At 63.0% G+C, this 17754-nt stretch carries 16 protein-coding genes and 2 pseudogenes; 4 read left to right on the top strand and 14 right to left on the bottom strand.

Going from position 1 to position 17754, the window contains the following annotated elements:
• Positions 1-91: pseudogene (locus ABE456_RS20055) on the top strand (hypothetical protein); the annotation flags it as partial.
• A gap of 57 nt (positions 92-148) precedes the next feature.
• Here the strand turns inward: ABE456_RS20055 and ABE456_RS20060 are convergent.
• Together ABE456_RS20060 and ABE456_RS20065 are read right to left on the bottom strand one after the other, a co-directional pair.
• Positions 149-1561: a cytosine permease gene (locus ABE456_RS20060; protein ID WP_346645473.1), complete on the bottom strand. Its 1413-nt coding sequence runs from the start codon at positions 1559-1561 to the stop codon at positions 149-151.
• 377 nt (positions 1562-1938) lie between these two features.
• Positions 1939-2391, bottom strand: a complete 453-nt coding sequence (locus ABE456_RS20065; protein WP_015270735.1) for an Lrp/AsnC family transcriptional regulator — start codon at positions 2389-2391, stop codon at positions 1939-1941.
• 111 nt (positions 2392-2502) lie between these two features.
• Here ABE456_RS20065 and ABE456_RS20070 point away from each other — a divergent pair, with 111 nt between their 5' ends.
• Together ABE456_RS20070 and ABE456_RS20075 are read left to right on the top strand one after the other, a co-directional pair.
• Positions 2503-3117: a LysE family translocator gene (locus tag ABE456_RS20070; protein WP_346645474.1), complete on the top strand. Its 615-nt coding sequence runs from the start codon at positions 2503-2505 to the stop codon at positions 3115-3117.
• Positions 3118-3247: 130 nt separating this feature from the next.
• The gene (locus ABE456_RS20075; protein WP_346645475.1) at positions 3248-3880 is read left to right on the top strand and encodes a LysE family translocator; all 633 of its coding nucleotides are present in this window, start codon (positions 3248-3250) and stop codon (positions 3878-3880) included.
• Positions 3881-3902: 22 nt separating this feature from the next.
• Here the strand turns inward: ABE456_RS20075 and ABE456_RS20080 are convergent.
• The 10 genes and pseudogenes from ABE456_RS20080 to ABE456_RS20125 form a co-directional block, all read right to left on the bottom strand.
• A pseudogene (locus ABE456_RS20080) lies at positions 3903-5177 on the bottom strand (ATP-binding protein); the annotation flags it as partial.
• Between the two features lie 184 nt (positions 5178-5361).
• On the bottom strand, positions 5362-5925 hold the full coding sequence (locus ABE456_RS20085) for an NUDIX hydrolase (protein ID WP_346645476.1): 564 nt from the start codon (positions 5923-5925) through the stop codon (positions 5362-5364).
• Between the two features lie 21 nt (positions 5926-5946).
• On the bottom strand, positions 5947-6693 hold the full coding sequence (locus ABE456_RS20090) for a GntR family transcriptional regulator (RefSeq protein ID WP_346645477.1): 747 nt from the start codon (positions 6691-6693) through the stop codon (positions 5947-5949).
• A gap of 89 nt (positions 6694-6782) precedes the next feature.
• Positions 6783-7172, bottom strand: coding sequence for a carboxymuconolactone decarboxylase family protein (locus tag ABE456_RS20095; RefSeq protein WP_016499260.1), 390 nt, complete (start codon positions 7170-7172; stop codon positions 6783-6785).
• Positions 7173-7307: 135 nt separating this feature from the next.
• A complete protein-coding gene (locus tag ABE456_RS20100; RefSeq protein ID WP_003256072.1) occupies positions 7308-7793 on the bottom strand; it encodes a flavin reductase family protein in 486 nt (161 codons plus the stop codon).
• A 13-nt stretch (positions 7794-7806) separates the two neighbouring features.
• On the bottom strand, positions 7807-9288 hold the full coding sequence (locus ABE456_RS20105) for an aldehyde dehydrogenase (RefSeq protein ID WP_015270730.1): 1482 nt from the start codon (positions 9286-9288) through the stop codon (positions 7807-7809).
• Entirely contained in the window at positions 9285-10118 is an 834-nt protein-coding gene (locus tag ABE456_RS20110) for an alpha/beta fold hydrolase (protein ID WP_346645478.1), read from the bottom strand. The genes ABE456_RS20105 and ABE456_RS20110 overlap by 4 nt, the downstream gene beginning before the upstream one ends.
• Before the next feature lie 68 nt (positions 10119-10186).
• Positions 10187-10783: an amino acid synthesis family protein gene (locus tag ABE456_RS20115; protein WP_003256068.1), complete on the bottom strand. Its 597-nt coding sequence runs from the start codon at positions 10781-10783 to the stop codon at positions 10187-10189.
• A gap of 325 nt (positions 10784-11108) precedes the next feature.
• Entirely contained in the window at positions 11109-12149 is a 1041-nt protein-coding gene (locus ABE456_RS20120) for an LLM class flavin-dependent oxidoreductase (RefSeq protein ID WP_346645479.1), read from the bottom strand.
• A 75-nt stretch (positions 12150-12224) separates the two neighbouring features.
• Complete coding sequence (locus ABE456_RS20125) at positions 12225-12710, bottom strand: flavin reductase family protein (protein WP_346645480.1); 486 nt, start codon at positions 12708-12710, stop codon at positions 12225-12227.
• A gap of 316 nt (positions 12711-13026) precedes the next feature.
• Between ABE456_RS20125 and ABE456_RS20130 the strand changes: the two genes are divergently transcribed.
• A complete protein-coding gene (locus tag ABE456_RS20130; protein WP_346645481.1) occupies positions 13027-14433 on the top strand; it encodes a cytosine permease in 1407 nt (468 codons plus the stop codon).
• A 52-nt stretch (positions 14434-14485) separates the two neighbouring features.
• Here the strand turns inward: ABE456_RS20130 and ABE456_RS20135 are convergent, their stop codons facing one another.
• Together ABE456_RS20135 and ABE456_RS20140 are read right to left on the bottom strand one after the other, a co-directional pair.
• Positions 14486-16111, bottom strand: a complete 1626-nt coding sequence (locus ABE456_RS20135) for a methyl-accepting chemotaxis protein (protein WP_346645482.1) — start codon at positions 16109-16111, stop codon at positions 14486-14488.
• A gap of 233 nt (positions 16112-16344) precedes the next feature.
• Positions 16345-17547, bottom strand: a complete 1203-nt coding sequence (locus ABE456_RS20140) for an NAD(P)/FAD-dependent oxidoreductase (protein ID WP_346645483.1) — start codon at positions 17545-17547, stop codon at positions 16345-16347.
• Between the last annotated feature and the right edge of the window lie 207 nt (positions 17548-17754).

The raw sequence follows: 17754 nt of genomic DNA on the forward strand, positions 1-17754 counted from the left end.
GCTGTGGGTGGGCTGGTTCGGCTTCAACGTAGGCTCCGGGCTCGCGGCCAACCAGGGGGCAGGGGTGGTGATGCTGGCGACCATGGTGGCGGCCTGTGCTTTTCCTGTGGCAGCGGGTTCACCCGCGAAGAGGCCGGTACAGGTTGTATCAGTGCCCCATGGCCAGCTCGGCACTCATCTGGCGACGACGATAGGCACTGTCACGGCTGGCCAGCCACCAGTACAGCGGCGAGGTAATCGCCAGCCCCACCAGCCACGACAGGTCAGCACCATTGATGTGCTCGGAAATCGGCCCGACGTACAGCGGCGTGTTCATGAACGGAATCTGCACCACGATACCCACGGCATAGGCGATCAGCGCCTGTGGGTTGTAACGCCCGTAGATACCGCCATCAACCTGGAAGATCGACTGGATGTCATAGTCACCCTTGTGGATGGCATAGAAGTCGATGAGGTTGATCGCCGTCCACGGCACCAGTACCACCAGCAGCACCAGCACCATATCGACGAAGTGGCCGATAAAGTCTGCCGAAGCGAACACTGCCACCACGCAGCAGGCCGACAGCACGATCAGCGACAGCACCGCGCGGCTCTTGGCGGTAGGGATCCAGCGGTAGGCGAAGGTTTGCACCAGGGTGATGATCGACAGCACCGCGCCATACAGGTTGAGGGCGTTGTGGCTGATCACGCTAAGCAGGAACAGCACCAGCATGATCGGGCCCAGGGTGCCGGTGGCCAGCTTGACCGCGTCCATGGTGTCCATGCCGACCGGGATTGCCAGCACGGCTACGGCGCCGAAGATGAACGACAGGCTCGAACCCAGTGCCGAGCCCAGGTAGGTGGTCCAGAAGGTCGAGCTGACCTTTACATCTGCTGGCAGGTAGCGCGAGTAGTCCGACACATAGGGCGCAAAAGCAATTTGCCACAGCGCCGCCAGCGACACGGTGGCCAGCCAGCCGGCCAGGTTGAAGCCGCCGCGGGTGAGGAAGTCGTCGCTCTGCACATGGGTAAAGATGTAGCCGAAACCGACCACGATACCGATACCCAGCACCCAGGTGCCGATGCGGTTGAGTACGTGGATGAAGCGGTAGCCGATGATACCGATGATGCCCGAGCCCAGCGCGCCAATTACGATGCCCACCGGTACCGGCACGGAGTCGACCACGCCATGCAGCGACTTGCCGGCGAGGACGATGTTGGAGGCAAAGAAGCCGATGTACATGACGCCGGCAATCACCACCACCAGCAGCGCGCCGAGGGTGCCGAACTGGGCGCGGCTCTGGATCATCTGCGGGATGCCCATTTGCGGGCCCTGGGCCGAGTGCAGCGCCATCAGCACGCCGCCGACCAGGTGGCCGACCAGGATGGCGACGATGCCCCACACCAGGTTCAGGTGGAACAGCTGCACGCCCAGCGCGCCGGTGACGATGGGCAGCGGCGCGATATTGCCGCCGAACCACAGCGTGAACAGATCCCTTACCTTTCCATGGCGGTCTTGCGGGGGCACATAGCCGATCGTGTGTTTTTCTATCAGGGGTGCCGAATTGGCTGCACTGGTCATGACTGACTCCAAGGCAAGGTAGGGCATCGGGAGCTGCCCGGGGGCGTGCCGACGAAGGGCGACGCGTTCTTGTTGGAGCGATGATGCGGGGCGCGGGGATAACGAGAAATTAGTAAATATGTACCCATAGGCGTTAAAAAACCTAAGGCTGACAAAAGCTTAAGCGGGGGACGGGAGCAAGGAGGGTGCCAGTTGACTGGAGGGCTTGGGGTAGAGAGGTTGGTGCGGTGTGCGCATTTTCAGGGCAGGTGAATGGTTGCCTGTACTGGCCCTTTCGCGGGCTTGCCCGCTCCCACAGGTATGGCGCAACTTTCAGACGCTGCGGTGAACCTGTGGGAGCGGGCATGCCCGCGAAAGGGCCAGTACGGCTAATACAGCTACATCGGCAACAACCGATCCTGAATCACCTCTTTCATCACCAAAGTCGAGCTCAGGCGCTTCACATTGGGAATGCTGGTCAGTTGCTCGTCATACAGCTTCTGGAACGCCGGCAGGTCCTTGGCCACCACGTGCAGCAGGTAGTCCGGGTCACCGAACAGCCGCTGTGCCTCGACTATCTGCGGTATCTCGGCCAAGGCCGCTTCAAAGTCCGCCACCGGCTGGCGGGTGACTTCGCGCAGGGTCACGAACACCAACGCAGCAAAATTCAGCCCCAGCGCGCTCGGCGCCAGACGGGCGTGATAGCCCAGAATCGCCCCGGATTCTTCCAGTGCCTTGAGGCGCCGATGGCAGGGCGACAGGCTGAGCCCTACGCGGTCGGCCAGCTCGGTTACCGAAAGCCGACCGTCTTTTTGCAGCTCGGCAAGGATTTTTCGATCAGTTCTGTCCATGGGGAAGAATCTTCCAGTAAATGAATGCTGAAGGGGAATATACGAAAGAAAATCCCCGGGCGGAATCCGTAATCTTTCGACATCCCAAAGCAGTAGATAAGGAAGATTCAAGTGGCTATCAGTGTGCTGACGGCGTTCTGGGCCGTGTCGATGCTGTTCGTGATTACCCCGGGCGCAGACTGGGCCTACGCCATTTCGGCGGGCATGCGCGGGCGTTGGGTGATGCCCGCAGTGGCGGGGATGTTGTCGGGGCATTTCCTGGCCACCCTGGTGGTGGCGGCCGGGGTCGGCAGCCTGCTGGCTGGGCACCCGCTGGCGCTGACCCTGTTAACCCTGGCGGGCTGCACGTACCTGCTGTGGCTGGGCGGCAACCTGTTGCTGCGCCCGGCATTGCCAGCGGCCGGGCAGGGTGGTGCGGGGGAGTCGGGCTCGCGCTGGGCGTTGAAAGGGTTTTGTGTCAGTGGCCTGAACCCCAAGGTTTTCCTGCTGTTCCTGGCCCTGCTACCACAGTTCACCGACCCGCAGTCGAACTGGCCGGTGCCGTTGCAGATCTTGCTGCTGGGGCTGGTGCACCTGTGCAGTTCGCTGGTGATCTATTCGCTGGTAGGTTATGGCGCCAAGGCTGTGTTGAGCACCCGGCCGGGGGCGGCAAAGCTGGTCGGGCGGGTGTCGGGGGTGGCGATGATTACGGTGGCCTTGGGTTTGATAGCCGGGCAGATCAGCTGAACCCACCGAGCTACGCGGGCCGCTCCTACAGTTGACCGCGTCAAGCTGGTAGGTAGCAGGTGCGGTACAGACGACAAGCAAAGCCTCGGATAAACTCGCACCACTTCAACGCACAACCAGGATGTGCTTCATGCCCGAAATCACCCAACTGCTTACCTTCGCCCTGATCTGCCTGGGCATGGTCCTGACCCCAGGGCCGAACATGATCTACCTGATCTCTCGCTCGATCTGCCAGGGCCGCAAGGCTGGGTTGATTTCCCTTGGCGGTGTGGCCCTGGGCTTCGTCATCTACATGTTCTGCGCCGCGCTGGGCATTACCGCCCTGGTAATGGCCGTACCCTTTGCCTACGATGCGCTGCGCATCGGTGGCGCACTGTACTTGTTGTACCTGGCCTGGCAGGCGCTGCGGCCGGGTGGACGTTCGCCGTTCCAGGTCCGTGACTTGCCCGCCGACAGCCCGCGGCGGCTGTTCACCATGGGGTTTGCCACCAGCCTGCTCAACCCCAAGATCGCCGTCATGTACCTGTCGTTGATGCCGCAGTTCATCGAGCCGGGGCATGGCAGCGTGCTGTTGCAGTCGCTGGTACTGGGCTCGACGCAAATCGCCATCAGCGTCTCGGTCAATGCACTGATCGCAATCATGGCCGGCTCTATCGCCGTGTTCCTGGCTGGCCGCCCGCTGTGGCAGCAGGTTCAGCGTTGGCTGATGGGTACGGTACTGGCGGGTCTGGCCGTGCGCATGCTGGCAGAGGGGCGCCGTTGACCGCCTAGACCGCAGGCGGCGGCTCCTGGGGCAGGTACAAGGTAAAGGTGGTGCCCTGGCCTGGGACACTGTTTACCTGCACATCGCCCCCGGACTGCTTGGCAAAACCGAACACCTGCGACAGCCCGAGCCCGGTACCTTCACCCGGGGCCTTGGTGGTGAAGAACGGGTCGAAGATGCGCTCCAGCAAATCGGCGGCAATGCCGACACCGCTGTCGCTCACCGAAATCGCCGCGAACGGGCCCGGCTGTAGTGCCTGCCCGCGCAGGGCGGGCAGGCATTGGTCGGCCTGCAGGCACAGCTGCAAGGTGCCTGCGCCGGCCATGGCATCGCGGCCGTTGAGCATCAAGTTGATTACCGCGGTTTCCAGCTGGTTGAGGTCGGCGCGGATATGGCAAGGCGCCTGCGGCAACTGCAGTTCGACCTGGATCCGCGCACCGGTAGCGGTGTCGAGCATGTCGGCCATGGCCTCCAGCCGTGGCCCGGCTTCGAACACTTGCGGGCTCAGGGCCTGGCGGCGGGCGAAGGCTAGCAACTGGCCGGTCAGCTTGGTGCCGCGGTCGACGGTGTCGGATATGGTCTTGAGGTAGCGTTCGCGGCGTTTTTCGTCGAGGTTTGGGCGTTGCAGAAAGTGTAGCGACGAGCGAATGATGGTCAGCAGGTTGTTGAAGTCATGGGCCACGCCGCCGGTCAGCTGGCCGATGGCTTCAAGCTTCTGGGTCTGGCGCAGCACGGCCTCGGTGTGCAGCAGTTGGGTGGTGCGCTCTTCGACGCGTTGTTCGAGGGTGGCATTCAGCGCCTCCAGCGCCGCCATGGCCTCGCGTACTTCGGCATGGGCCAGCACGCTGGCGGTGGTTTCGGTGACCGTGTCAAGCATGCCCAGCACGTTGCCGTCATGGTCGCGGATGGGGCTGTAGCAGAAGGTGAAATGGGCGCGTTCGGGGCCGCCGTTGCGGTCGATGGTGAGTGGGAAGTCTTCGATGTACACCGCCTCGCCGGCCAGGGCGCGGTTGGCCATGCTGCCGATGTCGGCCCAGGCTTCTTTCCACACTTCACGGAAGGGGATGCCCAGGGCCAGGGGCTTTTGCCCAAGAATCTGCGAGAAGGCGTCGTTGTGCAGGGTGAGCAGGTCGGGGCCCCACAGCACGGCTTGCGGAAAGTGCGAGGCCAGACACAGGGCCAGGCTGGTCTTGAGCGGGTCAGGCCAGTTTTGCAGCGGGCCCAGTGGTGTGGCGGCCCAATCGTGGTTGCGGATGCGTTCGGCCATCTGCCCGCCGCCATCTAGCCATTTAGCCATGTGCTCTGCCGGTCCTTTTGCTCAAGGCCTTTAGGGTGCACCGAGATTAGACGCTTGGCGAGGGGTTTGTGGTGGCTGTACCTGCCTCATCGCCGGCAAGCCAGCTCCCACAGGTACTCCACAGGAGCTGAGGCCTGTATTGATCCTGTGGGAGCAGGCTTGCCGGCGATAGGGCCCCAACAGGCTAGCGCATGAAGTGCACCTTGCCGGTGTCGTCATTGCCCATGTAGATGCCATACACCCCGGCCTGTCGTTCGAGGATGTAGCGCTCGAGAATCTGCCGGATCGCCGGGTAGTAGATTTCATCCCAGGGAATTTCATCAGGTTCGAAGAACTTGTACGCCAGCGTCTCCGCCCCATACTGCCCGGTTTCTTCGGTGGCGATGGCGCGGAAGATGATGTACACCTCGCTGATTTTCGGCACGCTGAATATCGAGTAGGGCGAGACAATGTCGGCGCGCACGCCGCTTTCTTCCCAGACCTCGCGCAGCGCTGCCTGCTCGGTGGTCTCGCCAGCTTCCATGAACCCGGCCGGCAAGGTCCAGGTGCCAGGGCGTGGCGGGATGGCGCGCTGGCACAGCAGGTACTTGCCATCGCGCTCGATGATGCAGCCGGCGATGATCTTCGGGTTGATGTAGTGGATATAGCCGCAGCCGGTGCAGTGCAGGCGTTCGTGGGTGTCGCCTGTGGGAACGCCCCGGGCCAGTTCCATGGTGCAGTGCGGGCAGTAGCGCGGGGCGTTGGGCATGATCAGCGGCCTATGCGTTGCTTATATACGGGGATCCTTCAGGGCCAGGGGCTCGACCATGTCGCGCACCTTGACGTTGTCATCCTGCTTCTGGCGCAGGTAGTCCAGGGCCACCTTGGCGGCGGCGCGGACGTGGTCGACCGAGGCCTGGTGCGCCACCAGCGGGTCGCCGCCCTTGATTGCCTCGACGATCTTTTCCATTTCGCGGTTACTGGCGCCGCGGCGGTTTTCCTGCGACACCGAAGTGGCACGCAGGTAGCTGATGCGCGCCTGCAACTGGCGCAGCTGCTGGGCCGCCACCTGGTTGCCGGAGCCTTCCAGCAGCACGTCGTAAAAGCCTTGCACCGAATCCAGCACTTGTTGCAACTCGCCTTCTTCGAGGGCTTCGCGGTTGACCTCCAGCGCGCGCTCCAGGGCACGGATGTCCTTGGCCTTGGCGTTGAGGGTGAACAACTGCACGATCAGGCCTTCGAGCACGCAGCGCAGCTCGTAGATGTCGCGGGCGTCTTCCAGGGTGATGATGGCCACGCGCGGGCCTTTGGCGTCGGCGAATTCCACCAGGCCTTCGGACTCCAGGTGGCGCAGGGCTTCACGCACCGAAGTGCGGCTGACGCCGAGGCGGTCGCAGAGGTCGCGCTCGACCAGGCGGTCGCCTGGCAGCAGGTGGAAGTTCATGATCGCGGCGCGCAGCTTGTCGAGCACGATTTCGCGCAGGGTAACGGGGTTGCGGTTGACCTTGAAGCTGTCGTCGAGTGGCTGGCGTTTCATCAAGTGCGCTCTTAAAGAGGCTGCCCGGCCGCAACCGCAACAGCACCACGAACCTGGGTGCTCCTTGCGTGGGTTCGAACAGCCCGGTGTTAACGGGTGGACTCCGCGTCGGCTTCAGCGAACGCCTCGCGGGCCAGGCGGAAGCTGTCCACCGCCGCTGGCACGCCGCAATAAATGCCGACCTGGAGCAAGATCTCGCGAATCTGTTCACGGCTCAGCCCATTACGCAATGCGCCGCGTATGTGCAGCTTGAGCTCGTGGGGCCGGTTGAGCGCGGAAATCATGGCCAAGTTTATCATGCTGCGCTCTTTGAGCGAGAGGCCTTCGCGGCCCCAGACGTGGCCCCAGCAGTATTCGGTGACCAGTTCCTGCAACGGCTTGGTGAACTCGTCGGCGTTCTGGATCGAGCGGTTGACGTAGTCCTCGCCCAGCACCTGGGTGCGGATCTGCAGGCCTTTCTCGTACTTTTCATTGCTCATGCGCAGTACTCCGGAATAAAACAGGGGCCGCAACCGAGGGTGAGACGATAGCGCGGCCCCTAAAAACAGGGGCAACGGTGTGAGCTTCTTGGCGGGTTCACCCGCGAAGAAGCCAACACCGATTCATAGGGTGTATCAGCCCAGGGGTGGCAGGGCGCCCAGCTTGCCCTTGTGGTACACCATCGGCGTCACCGGCTCGGCCGGCAGCACCAGGTTCTTCACCGCGCCGACGATGATCGCGTGGTCACCGCCGTCGTACTCGCGCCACAGTTCGCACTCGATGATTGCCGTGGCCTTGGCCAGCAGCGGGTTGCCCAGCTCGCTCAGGTGCCACTCGACGCCCTTGGCCTTGTCCTTGCCCTTGCCGGCGAAGGCATAGGCTTCGGCGGTCTGGTCGGCGGACAGCAGGTGAATCGCGAACTGCTTGCTGTCACGCAGGATCGGGTAGGTGTCGGAGGCATAGTTGGGGCAGAACAGCACCAGCGCCGGGTCGATCGACAGCGCACTGAAGGCGCTGGCGGTGATGCCGACGATGCCGCCGTCGGCGTCCAGGGTGGTGACTACCGTGACACCGGACGGGAAGGAGCCCATCACGTCTTTGTAGATGCCGGGTTCGATCATCTCGTGCTACCTCTTAGCGCATCACAAACGGGTCGGGCATCGGCGCGGTGGACAGGTTGATCCACACGGTCTTCAGCTCGGTATAGGCCAGCACCGAATCGATGCCGCTCTCACGGCCGTAGCCGCTGTTCTTGAAGCCGCCGATCGGCGCCATGGCCGACACCGCGCGGTAAGTGTTGACCCAGATGATCCCGGAGCGCACGTCACGGGCCAGGCGGTGGGCACGGCCCAGGTCGCGGGTCCAGATGCCGGCAGCCAGGCCGAACTGCGAGTCGTTGGCGATGGCCAGGGCTTCTTCCTCGGTCTTGAAGCGGATCACCGCAGCAACCGGGCCGAATACTTCTTCTTGCATGATGGTCATCGAGTTGCTGTCGCACTCGAACAGGGTCGGCTCGTAGAACCAGCCGTCACCCTCGACCTCGGCACGCTTGCCGCCCATGTGCAGCTTGGCGCCTTCAGCCTTGGCCGCAGCCACCAGGCCTTCGACCACGGCCAGCTGTTGTGCGGTGGCCATCGGGCCCATTTCGCTGGCGTCGTCCTGCGGGTTGCCGATGCGGATGCGCTTGGCGCGGGCGATCAGGCGTTCGACGAATTCGTCGAAGATTTCGTCCTGCACTAGCAGGCGCGAGCCAGCCACGCAGCTTTGCCCGGAGGCGGCATAGATGCCGGCCACGGCGCCGTTGATGGCGCTGTCCAGGTCGGCGTCGGCGAAGATGATGTTCGGCGATTTGCCGCCCAGCTCCAGCGACAGCTTGGCGAAGTTCTCGGCACTGCTGCGCACCACGTGGCGGGCAGTGGCGGCGCCGCCAGTGAAGGCGATCTTGCGCACCAGTGGGTGGCGGGTCAGCGCCGCGCCGGTGCTTGGGCCGTAGCCGGTGACCACGTTGACCACACCTGCCGGGAAGCCGGCCTCAAGGGCCAGGCGGGCCAGCTCGAGGATGGTCGCCGAGGCGTGCTCGGACGGCTTGAGCACGATGGTGTTGCCGGCGGCCAGGGCCGGGGCCAGCTTGATCGCGGTCAGGTACAGCGGGCTGTTCCACGGGATGATCCCGGCGACCACGCCGATTGGTTCGTGCACGGTGTAGGCGAACAGGTCGGGCTTGTCCAGCGGCAGGGTGCCGCCTTCGAGCTTGTCGGCCAGGCCAGCGGTGTAGTGGAAGAACTCCGGCAGGTAGCCGACCTGGCCGCGGGTTTCACGGATCAGCTTGCCGTTGTCACGGCTTTCCAGCTGGGCCAGGTGTTCCTTGTTTTCGGCAATCAGGTCGCCCAGGCGACGCAGCAGCTTGCCGCGCGCGGTGGCGGTGATGCTGCGCCATTCCTTGCTGTCGAAGGCGCGCTGGGCGGCCTGCACGGCCAGCTCGACATCGGCTTCGTCGGCGTCGGGCAGTTGCGCCCAGGCCTGGGCGGTGGCCGGGTTGAGGCTGTCGAAGGTCTTGCCGCTCTGGGCATCGCGCCATTGGCCGTCGATGCACATCTGGAAACGAACGAGGGTCATGCAACAATCCCCTTGGCGGATTCGGTGAGGGTGCGGGCTTGCGTGAGGAAGTCCAGCAGCATCTTGTTGACTTCACGGGGTGCTTCCACCGGCATCATATGCCGTTGCTCGGCGAGGACCACACTGTGCGCACCAGGAATGCTGGCGGCGAGCTGGCGGGTCATGGCCGGGGTGGAGCCCGAGTCGAGTTCGCCGGTGGCGATCAGCGTTGGTACCTGGATGCTGCCCAGGTCGCTGGCGCGGTACATGTCCTGGGTGGCGAACAGCGAATAAGTGGTGTGGTAGCCCTGCGGGTCGTTGCTCGCCAGCACTTGGCGAATGGCAGCAACTTGCGCTGGGTTGGCAGCCTTGTATTCACGGCTGAACCAGCGGTCGAGGGCGGCGTCGACGTTGGCGTCGGGGCCCAGCTCCGCAGCCTGGGCGGCGCGGGCGATTACGCCAGCACTCTGCTCGGGGGTGCGGTTGAACACGCTGTTGAGTACTACCAATGCAGCCAGGCGCTGCGGGTAGTTGAGGGCGAAAGCGCGCGCGACCAGGCCCCCCATGGAAAAGCCGATCACGGTCGCTTGTTTGATTTGCAGATGGTCGAGCAGTTCGGCGAGCTGGTCGGCATAGCCTTCCAGCGGCGTGTCGGCAGCCGGTACGCGGCTTTGGCCGTGGCCGAGCATGTCGTAGGCGATGACGCGGTAGTCGTTGGCCAGGCCAACGAACTGACCGCCCCACATTTCCTTGTTCAGGCCCACGCCGTGGATCAGTACCACGGGTTGGCCCTGGCCGACGGACAGGTAGCTGGTGCCGGCAGGTGTGCGTTCAGCGACAGGCTGAATCATGGAGGGCGCTCCTTGAAGGTCGGGCGCGGCGGGTAAGCACGCCACGCCCCGGCCCGTCTTGGTTGTTGTTATTGAGCGTTGGCTTTTTCGGCAGCCAGTTCTTCCAGGTCGATGTAGCGGTTGCCGATACGCGGGTGCAGGCGGCCGCCGTCGGCAGCGCCCAGCACCACGACGATTTCATCGGCACGCGGGGCGTCTTCGATCTGCATTTCCAGGGTGATGTAGTGCGAACGCAGGCCTTCGTCGTCCTTCTGCATCATCGGGATCTGGATCGAGGTGCCTGGGCCGCCGCGCTTGTTGGTGAAGCTCAGGTAGCTCTTGGCCTGTACCGCTTCGCGGTAGTGGTTGCCGAAGCGCAGGGTGTGGATCACCGCCGAGGCGTGCTCGATTTCACCGTCGGCGCCGACTACTGCAGCTTTACCGTAGGCCTCGATCTTGTCGGCACCGCCGATGGCGGCAGTCAGGCGCTCGACCATCAGCGCACCCAGCTCCGAGCAGTTGGCACGGATTTCCGGCTTCAGATCTTCAACGAAACCGCGACCGGCCCATGGGTTCTTGATCACGACGGCCAGGCCGACCATGGTCACCGGCTTGTCGGTGGCCTTGCCGCCTTCGATGCGGGTCTCTTCGGAGTAGGTGACGATCTTGCGGATTTCGAAACTCATGGGTGGCTCCTGGTGAGGGTTATCAGCTCTTGTTGTCTGATGGTATACCATAATATTTGTTGTGCAAGAGGTGGCTGGAAATTTCTCTTGCGAGGGGACGAAAGGTGGCTTGATGCCTTGAATTTTGGGGCGTCTGTACTGGCCTCTTCGCGGGCTTGCCCGCTGCCACAGGTACAGCGCAGGCCTTGAAAGCTGTGGGGGCTCTGTGGGAGCGGGCAAGCCCGCGAAGAGGCCAGCACAGATCCCCAAAAAAAAGCCCGCTCACGCAGGCCACAAGGGCCCACGGGAGCGGGCTGCGTCCCGCAATGATTCAGGCAATGGGAATTCAGGCGAACGCCGGCACCACTTCCTTGATGAACAGCTCGAGCGACTTCTTCTTCTCGGCGTGGGGCAGGCTGTTGTCGCACCAGAAGCTGAACTCGTCGACGCCAAGCTCCTGGTAGTACTTGATACGCGCGATGATCTCTTCCGGCGTGCCGATCATGGTGTTCTTGCGGATGTTCTCCAGCTGGAACGCCGGCACTTCGGCAAACTTCGACTCCGGGCTCGGCTCGAGGAAGCCGTTGACCGGGGTAGTCTTGTTGCCGAACCAGGCATCGAAGGTGCGGTAGAAGCGCGAAATGGCCTGGGCGCCGACTTTCCAGCCTTCCGGCTCGGCCGGGCTGTGCACGTGAGTGTGGCGCAGCACCATCAGTTGCGGGCGCGGCACGCCTGGGTTGTTGTCGAGGGCAGCCTGGAACTTGTTCTTCAGGTCCAGCACTTCTTCGTCACCCTTCATCAGCGGGGTGACCATGACGTTGCAGCCGTTGGCCACGGCGAAGTTGTGCGAGTCCGGGTCGCGGGCGGCGATCCACATCGGTGGCGTGGCGTTGAACGGCTTCGGTACGCTGGTGGAGGTGGGGAACTTGTAGACTTCACCGTCGTGGGCATAGTCGCCTTCCCACAGTTTGCGCACCACCGGCACCATTTCGCGCAGGGCCTTGCCGCCGTCAGTGGCCGGCATGCCACCTGCCATGCGGTCGAATTCGAACTGGTAGGCACCACGGGCCAGGCCCACTTCCATGCGACCGTTGCTGATCACGTCGAGCAGGGCGCATTCGCCGGCGACGCGGATCGGGTTCCAGAACGGCGCGATGATGGTGCCGGCGCCCAGGCGGATCTTCTCGGTGCGTGCGGCCAGGTAGGCCAGCAGCGGCATCGGGCTTGGCGAAATGGTGTATTCCATGGCGTGGTGTTCGCCGATCCACACGGTGCTGAAACCGCCGTCTTCGGCCATCAGGGTCAGTTCGGTCAGGTCTTCGAACAGCTGGCGGTGGCTGACCTGTTCATCCCAACGTTCCATGTGCACGAACAACGAAAATTTCATGGGGCTTTCCTCAACGCTTGAAAGGGGCTGGCGCCGGGCAGGGGAGGCGCCAGTGGTCTCGATTCAGAATAGGCTTCAGGCAAAGGCCGGCAGGCTGGCCATCTTGCCGCGGCAGTACACCATCGGCCGTGGCGCTTGTTCAGGGACGATCAGGTTGTGCACCTTGCCGACCATGATGGCGTGGTCGCCACCTTCATACTCACGCCACAGTTCACATTCGATAACCGCGGTGGCGCCGGCCAGGATCGGGTTGCCCAGTTCGCTCAAGGACCACTCGATACCGCTGGCCTTGTCCTTGCCCTTTTTGGCGAAGGCATAGGCTTCGGCCTGCTGCTCACCGGAGAGCAGGTGAATGGCAAAGCGCTTCTGCTTGATCAGTACAGGGTAGGAGTCGGAGGTGTAGTTGGGGCAGAACAGCACCAGCGGCGGGTCCATCGACAGGGAGGAGAAGGCGCTGGCGGTCAGGCCGACGACCGAGCCGTCGTCGTCCAGGGTGGTGATGACGGTAACGCCGGACGGGAAGGAGCCCAGGACGTTCTTGTAGACGGTTGCGTCGATCATCTCATGTACCTCGAAAGGGCTGCGGTGGTCCGCGGTTTTTATCGTTGATGTGTCTGATGGTATACCGTAATACCTATTTTGCAAGCGGAATTTTCAACCCTGGTTTTTCACGATGAACGGCTCAAGGCCACGTAAACCGTGGCCTTGAGTGGTGAGGCGGTTTGTCGCAGGGCTTTCGCAAGCGGATCAGCGGGCGTTTTTTACTGCGGATCAGTGTTGTCAAATGTTTGGAATACCATAATATGGTCCGCAGCTGAGAGGCCGCCTAGATGCGGTTTCCTTACAAAGATAAAAACGACCTTTCGAGCTGAAAACCATGTCCCAACCGTCGTCGCAACACCAGTTTGTCGAGAATCACACGGTCGATTACGTTCCACCTGCCGAGCGCCACGGGAAGGCGCGCGACCTGTTCACCCTCTGGTTCAGTACCAACATTGCGCCACTGCCCATCGTCACCGGCGCCATGGTGGTCCAGGTATTCCACCTGAACCTGCTGTGGGGGCTGATCGCCATCGTGCTGGGTCATCTTGCCGGGGGCGTGGTCATCGCCCTGGCCTCTGCGCAGGGACCGCAGCTGGGCATACCGCAGATGGTGCAGAGCCGTGGCCAGTTCGGCCGTTACGGGGCCTTGCTGATCGTGTTCTTTACCGCGCTGATCTATGTTGGCTTCTTCATTTCCAATATCGTCCTGGCGGGCAAGACCATCCACGGCATCACCCCGAGCGTACCGATGCCGGGCGCGATCGTGATCGGTGCCCTCAGCGCCACTGCGATCGGCGTGATCGGCTACCGCTTCATCCATATCCTCAACCGCATCGGTACCTGGGTGATGGGTTCGGCACTGCTGGCCGGCTTCATCATGATGTTCGTCCAGGACCTGCCGGCCGACTTCTTCAGCCGTGGCGCGTTCAACCTGTCGGGCTTCATCGCCACTGTGTCGCTTGGCACCATCTGGCAGATCAGCTTCTCGCCGTACACCTCCGACTACTCGCGCTACCTGCCGCGTGAAGTGGGCATTGCCAAGCCGTTCTGGGCCACCTACTTCGGCGCCACCCTGGGCACCATCCTGTGCTTCAGCTTTGGTGCGGTGGCGGTGCTGTGCGTGCCTGAAGGCACCGACGCGATGGATGCGGTCAAGCAGGCCACGGGCTGGCTGGGCCCGATCCTGATGGTGCTGTTCCTGCTCAACATCATCAGCCATAACGCCCTCAACCTGTATGGCGCGGTGCTGTCGATCGTCACCGCGATCCAGACCTTCATGGCCGAGTGGACGCCGAGCATCAAAGTGCGGGTGATTTTGGCCTCGGTGATATTGGTGGGCTGCGGGATGGTGGCGCTGAACGCCTCGGCGGACTTCATTGGCCACTTCATCGGCCTGATCCTGGCGCTGCTGCTGGTGCTGGTGCCGTGGGCTTCGATCAACCTGATCGACTTCTACCTGATCAAGAAGGGCCAGTACGACATTGCCTCGATCTTCAGTGCTGACGGCGGCATCTATGGCCGCTTCAACCACCACGCAATCATTGCCTATGCCTGCGGTATCCTGGTGCAGCTGCCGTTTGCCAACACGTCGCTGTATGTGGGGCCGTACTCCAACATTGTCGAAGGGGCCGACCTGTCGTGGCTGTTCGGCTTGCTGGTGACGGTGCCGCTGTACTACTGCCTGGCGACTCGCGGCAAGGTTGCCGAGAAGGTGGGGCGGGTTGTGAGTGTCAATGACTGATAGAGCGTCGTTGCATTAAAAGGGGCCGCTTTGCGGCCCCGGCATTCATAGGTCAAACCTTGAACTGCGCGACCATGCCATTCAAATCCACTGCCAACCGCGACAGGTCCTGCGCCGCCGCACTGGTCTGGTTCGCCCCCGCCGACGTCTGCATCGCCAGGTCACGAATATTCACCAGGTTGCGGTCCACCTCGCGTGCCACCTGTGCCTGTTCCTCCGAAGCACTGGCGATCACCAGGTTACGCTGGTTGATCGAAGCGATCGCCTCGGCAATCACCTCCAGCGCCTGCCCGGCGCCCTGAGCCACCTCCAGTGTACCGGTGGCGCGGCCTTGGCTGCTGTGCATCGCGGTAACTGCGCGCTCGGTACCGTTCTGGATGCCGGTGATCATCTGCTCGATCTCCGCCGTCGACTGCTGGGTGCGGTGGGCAAGGGCGCGTACCTCGTCGGCCACCACGGCAAAACCACGGCCCGCCTCGCCAGCGCGGGCAGCCTCGATGGCGGCGTTCAACGCCAGCAGGTTGGTCTGCCCGGCAATCGCGCCAATCACGTCCAGCACCCGGCTGATCTCGTTGGCATTGCTGGCCAGTTGCTCGATCTCGGCGGAAGTGCCGGTCACGTCAGCCACCAGGTGCTGGATGGACGCCAGTGCCTGGTTGACCCGGTCGCGGCCGTCGCGCGTGGTCTGGTCGGCGCCTTTCGACGCGTCGGCGGTGCTGACTGCGTTGTTTGCCACTTCCTCCACTGCCGCAGTCATCTGGTTGACAGCGGTGGCTGCCTGGTCGATTTCAGCGCTTTGCTGGTGCAGGCCGCGGCTGGTGTCTTCGGTGACGGTGTGCAGTTCTTCCGAGGCCGAGGCCAGCTGGTCGGAGGAGGCGGAGATCTTGCGGATAGTATCGCGCAGGCTGCCCTGCATACGGCTCAGGGCACGCAGCAGCAACGCCGGCTCATCGCGGCCGAACACGCGAATATCCTGGGTCAGGTCGCCGGTCGCCACGCGTTCGGCTACGGCCACGGCATCGGCCAGCGGTAACACGATACTGCGAGTGAGCAGGGTGGCAATGGCGACCAAGGCAAGCATGATCACCAACAACGAGCCGATGATGACCGTGAACGCTTCGTCAGCCGTGTCGCTGCTGCGCTGCGAGGCCTGTTCCGCGCCTTTGCCGTTGTAGGCGATCAGGGCCGCCATGGCCTGCATCATGCTGTCGGCGTGCTGGCTTAGCGGGCCGTTGATCTGCCGCTCGGCGTCATCCAAACGGCCGGCGCCGATATCCCGCAGCACCTGGGTTTGCAGGTCGAGGTATTGCTGGTACGCGGTATTGAAGGTGTTGAACAAGGCGCGATCATCGGCGGCGATGATCGTGTCGCTGTAGTCCTTCAGGCCTTCCTTGAGCTGGGCGTTGACGCCGTCGAGCATCTGTTGGTTGCGGGTGCGCTCGCTGGGGTTGTCATCCAGCGCGGCACGCAGGGTGATGGCGCGGGCACGGCCGAGGTTGCTGCTGATTTCGCTGAGGGCCACCACGGCGGGCATCCAAGTGACCCGGATCTCGTCCGTGGCCTTGTCCATTTGCCGGGTTTCATAGAGTGCGAGAAGGCCCATGAACAGGACCAGGATACCCAACAGGGCGAATACGCTGGCAGCGCGAATGCCGATCTTCAAATTCCTTAATTGCATGGAATGCTCCTTGACGTTGGCGTGCAGGCCTCAGGAGCTTCGGCGGAGGGCCGGGTCACCGGTAGGGCGCCAGGCTCTTGATGCGCTGCGGATTTGGTTGTTTGCCTCACCCTCTTGAATACTTTTTTGATTTCGATGATGCCATATGGCTATCATTGTTGAACAGCCATTCAATGCACTGATTGTGACGGACAAAACCGCCAATTATTGGCGGTTTTGTCCGGTTGCTGGTGTCAGACAATCGCGATCATCGGGTCGGCAGCAGCCAAGGCCAGAGCGCGGTCAGCTGCTGGAGGGTAGATCCACACCGAGTTGATCTGGCGCTTGAGGTCTTTGCCTTCCTGGCCGTGCAGCTTCAGTTCGCGCTCCCAACCTTCGCTGAATGCCGCACCCCAGTCGCCCAGGTCCAGGCAGGTGACGTACTTGGGCTGGCGGTACGGCACCGGTTGCAGGCCGAGCAGGTCGGCGGCGGCGTTGTTGCCCGAATGGCGGCCCATGGGGATGGCGTGCTGGCAGGTCATCAGGGCGTGGTTGCCCAAGTCGTCCACCGCAGCCCAGGCGGTATCGCCGGTGGCGTACACATGCTCTTGGCCCAGTACTTTCAGGTGGCTATCCACTTTCAGCCGACCGAAGTTGTCACGCTCGCCGCCAACCTGCGCGGTCAACGGGCTGGCCTTGACGCCGACAGTCCAGACCACGGTGTTGCTGGCGATGTAATCGCCGTTGTCCAGGGTGACGCCACCGGCATCGACAGCCACTACCGAGGCCCCGGCCAGCCACTCGACCCCGGCCTGCTCGCAGGCGGCGACGATCGATGGCGTGATACCGGCGCCCAGCGCTGCACCAACCTGTGCGCCGCGGTCGACTACCACCACCCGCAACGCTGTATCGGCGCCCAGGATCGCACGCAGGCGGGCTGGCATTTCAGTCGCGGTTTCGATGCCGGTGAAGCCACCGCCGCAAACCACCACGGTATTGCGTGCAGGTGAAGCGGGCCGTGCGGCCAGGCCGACCAGGTGCTGCTCCAGGCGCATGGCCGACTCCATCTGGTCGACATCGAACGTGTGTTCGGCCAGGCCCGGCACCGCCGGGCGCGCGACCTGGCTGCCTGCGGCGAGGATCAGGCGGTCGTAGCCGATTTGCTGCGGCTGGCCCTGGGCGTCGGTGTAGCTGACGCTTCGCTCTTGGGTGTCGATGCTGCTGGCGTTACCCGGGATGAAATGAATGCCTACGGCTTCGAACAGATCGCCCAGCGGGGCCTTCATGCCGTGTACATCGGCCTCATAGAAGCGTGGGCGGATGCGCAGTTCAGGCTGCGGCGCAAGCACGCTGATGCTGAGGTCGGCGCGTTGCGCCTGGTCGAGCAGACGTGCAGCACTCAGGGCACTCCAGACGCCAGCAAAGCCGGCACCGATGATCAGGATGTTCGATTTCATGAGGTACTCCGCAAAGTTCGAAGAGGGCTTCGAGGGCTGGTTGGGTGGCCTTCGAATAACTACGACTATATCGGTCGTAGTTTGTTTCGGCAAGCGTTTCCCTCGCTCGGCGACGAATGCGAGCGGGCGGGTTACCCGAGCGGCCATAACCGAAAATCATGTTATTTGCGCCGGAAATGTCGCTGTAACCCCGCCAGGCAAGCCCTT

The sequence above is a fragment of the Pseudomonas sp. TWI929 genome, from assembly GCF_039673335.1.
In the GTDB taxonomy this organism is placed as follows: Bacteria; Pseudomonadota; Gammaproteobacteria; order Pseudomonadales; family Pseudomonadaceae; genus Aquipseudomonas.

Bases quoted from the DNA above. Each gene is read 5' to 3' on its own strand.
- ABE456_RS20130 (WP_346645481.1), top strand. From the start codon at position 13,027: ATGTCCCAACCGTCGTCGCAACACCAGTTTGTCGAGAATCACACGGTC.
- ABE456_RS20110 (WP_346645478.1), bottom strand. From the start codon at position 10,118: ATGATTCAGCCTGTCGCTGAACGCACACCTGCCGGCACCAGCTACCTG.
- ABE456_RS20140 (WP_346645483.1), bottom strand. From the start codon at position 17,547: ATGAAATCGAACATCCTGATCATCGGTGCCGGCTTTGCTGGCGTCTGG.
- ABE456_RS20065 (WP_015270735.1), bottom strand. From the start codon at position 2,391: ATGGACAGAACTGATCGAAAAATCCTTGCCGAGCTGCAAAAAGACGGT.
- ABE456_RS20135 (WP_346645482.1), bottom strand. From the start codon at position 16,111: ATGCAATTAAGGAATTTGAAGATCGGCATTCGCGCTGCCAGCGTATTC.
- ABE456_RS20125 (WP_346645480.1), bottom strand. From the start codon at position 12,710: ATGATCGACGCAACCGTCTACAAGAACGTCCTGGGCTCCTTCCCGTCC.
- ABE456_RS20095 (WP_016499260.1), bottom strand. From the start codon at position 7,172: ATGAGCAATGAAAAGTACGAGAAAGGCCTGCAGATCCGCACCCAGGTG.
- ABE456_RS20085 (WP_346645476.1), bottom strand. From the start codon at position 5,925: ATGCCCAACGCCCCGCGCTACTGCCCGCACTGCACCATGGAACTGGCC.
- ABE456_RS20100 (WP_003256072.1), bottom strand. From the start codon at position 7,793: ATGATCGAACCCGGCATCTACAAAGACGTGATGGGCTCCTTCCCGTCC.
- ABE456_RS20090 (WP_346645477.1), bottom strand. From the start codon at position 6,693: ATGAAACGCCAGCCACTCGACGACAGCTTCAAGGTCAACCGCAACCCC.
- ABE456_RS20115 (WP_003256068.1), bottom strand. From the start codon at position 10,783: ATGAGTTTCGAAATCCGCAAGATCGTCACCTACTCCGAAGAGACCCGC.
- ABE456_RS20105 (WP_015270730.1), bottom strand. From the start codon at position 9,288: ATGACCCTCGTTCGTTTCCAGATGTGCATCGACGGCCAATGGCGCGAT.
- ABE456_RS20060 (WP_346645473.1), bottom strand. From the start codon at position 1,561: ATGACCAGTGCAGCCAATTCGGCACCCCTGATAGAAAAACACACGATC.
- ABE456_RS20120 (WP_346645479.1), bottom strand. From the start codon at position 12,149: ATGAAATTTTCGTTGTTCGTGCACATGGAACGTTGGGATGAACAGGTC.
- ABE456_RS20075 (WP_346645475.1), top strand. From the start codon at position 3,248: ATGCCCGAAATCACCCAACTGCTTACCTTCGCCCTGATCTGCCTGGGC.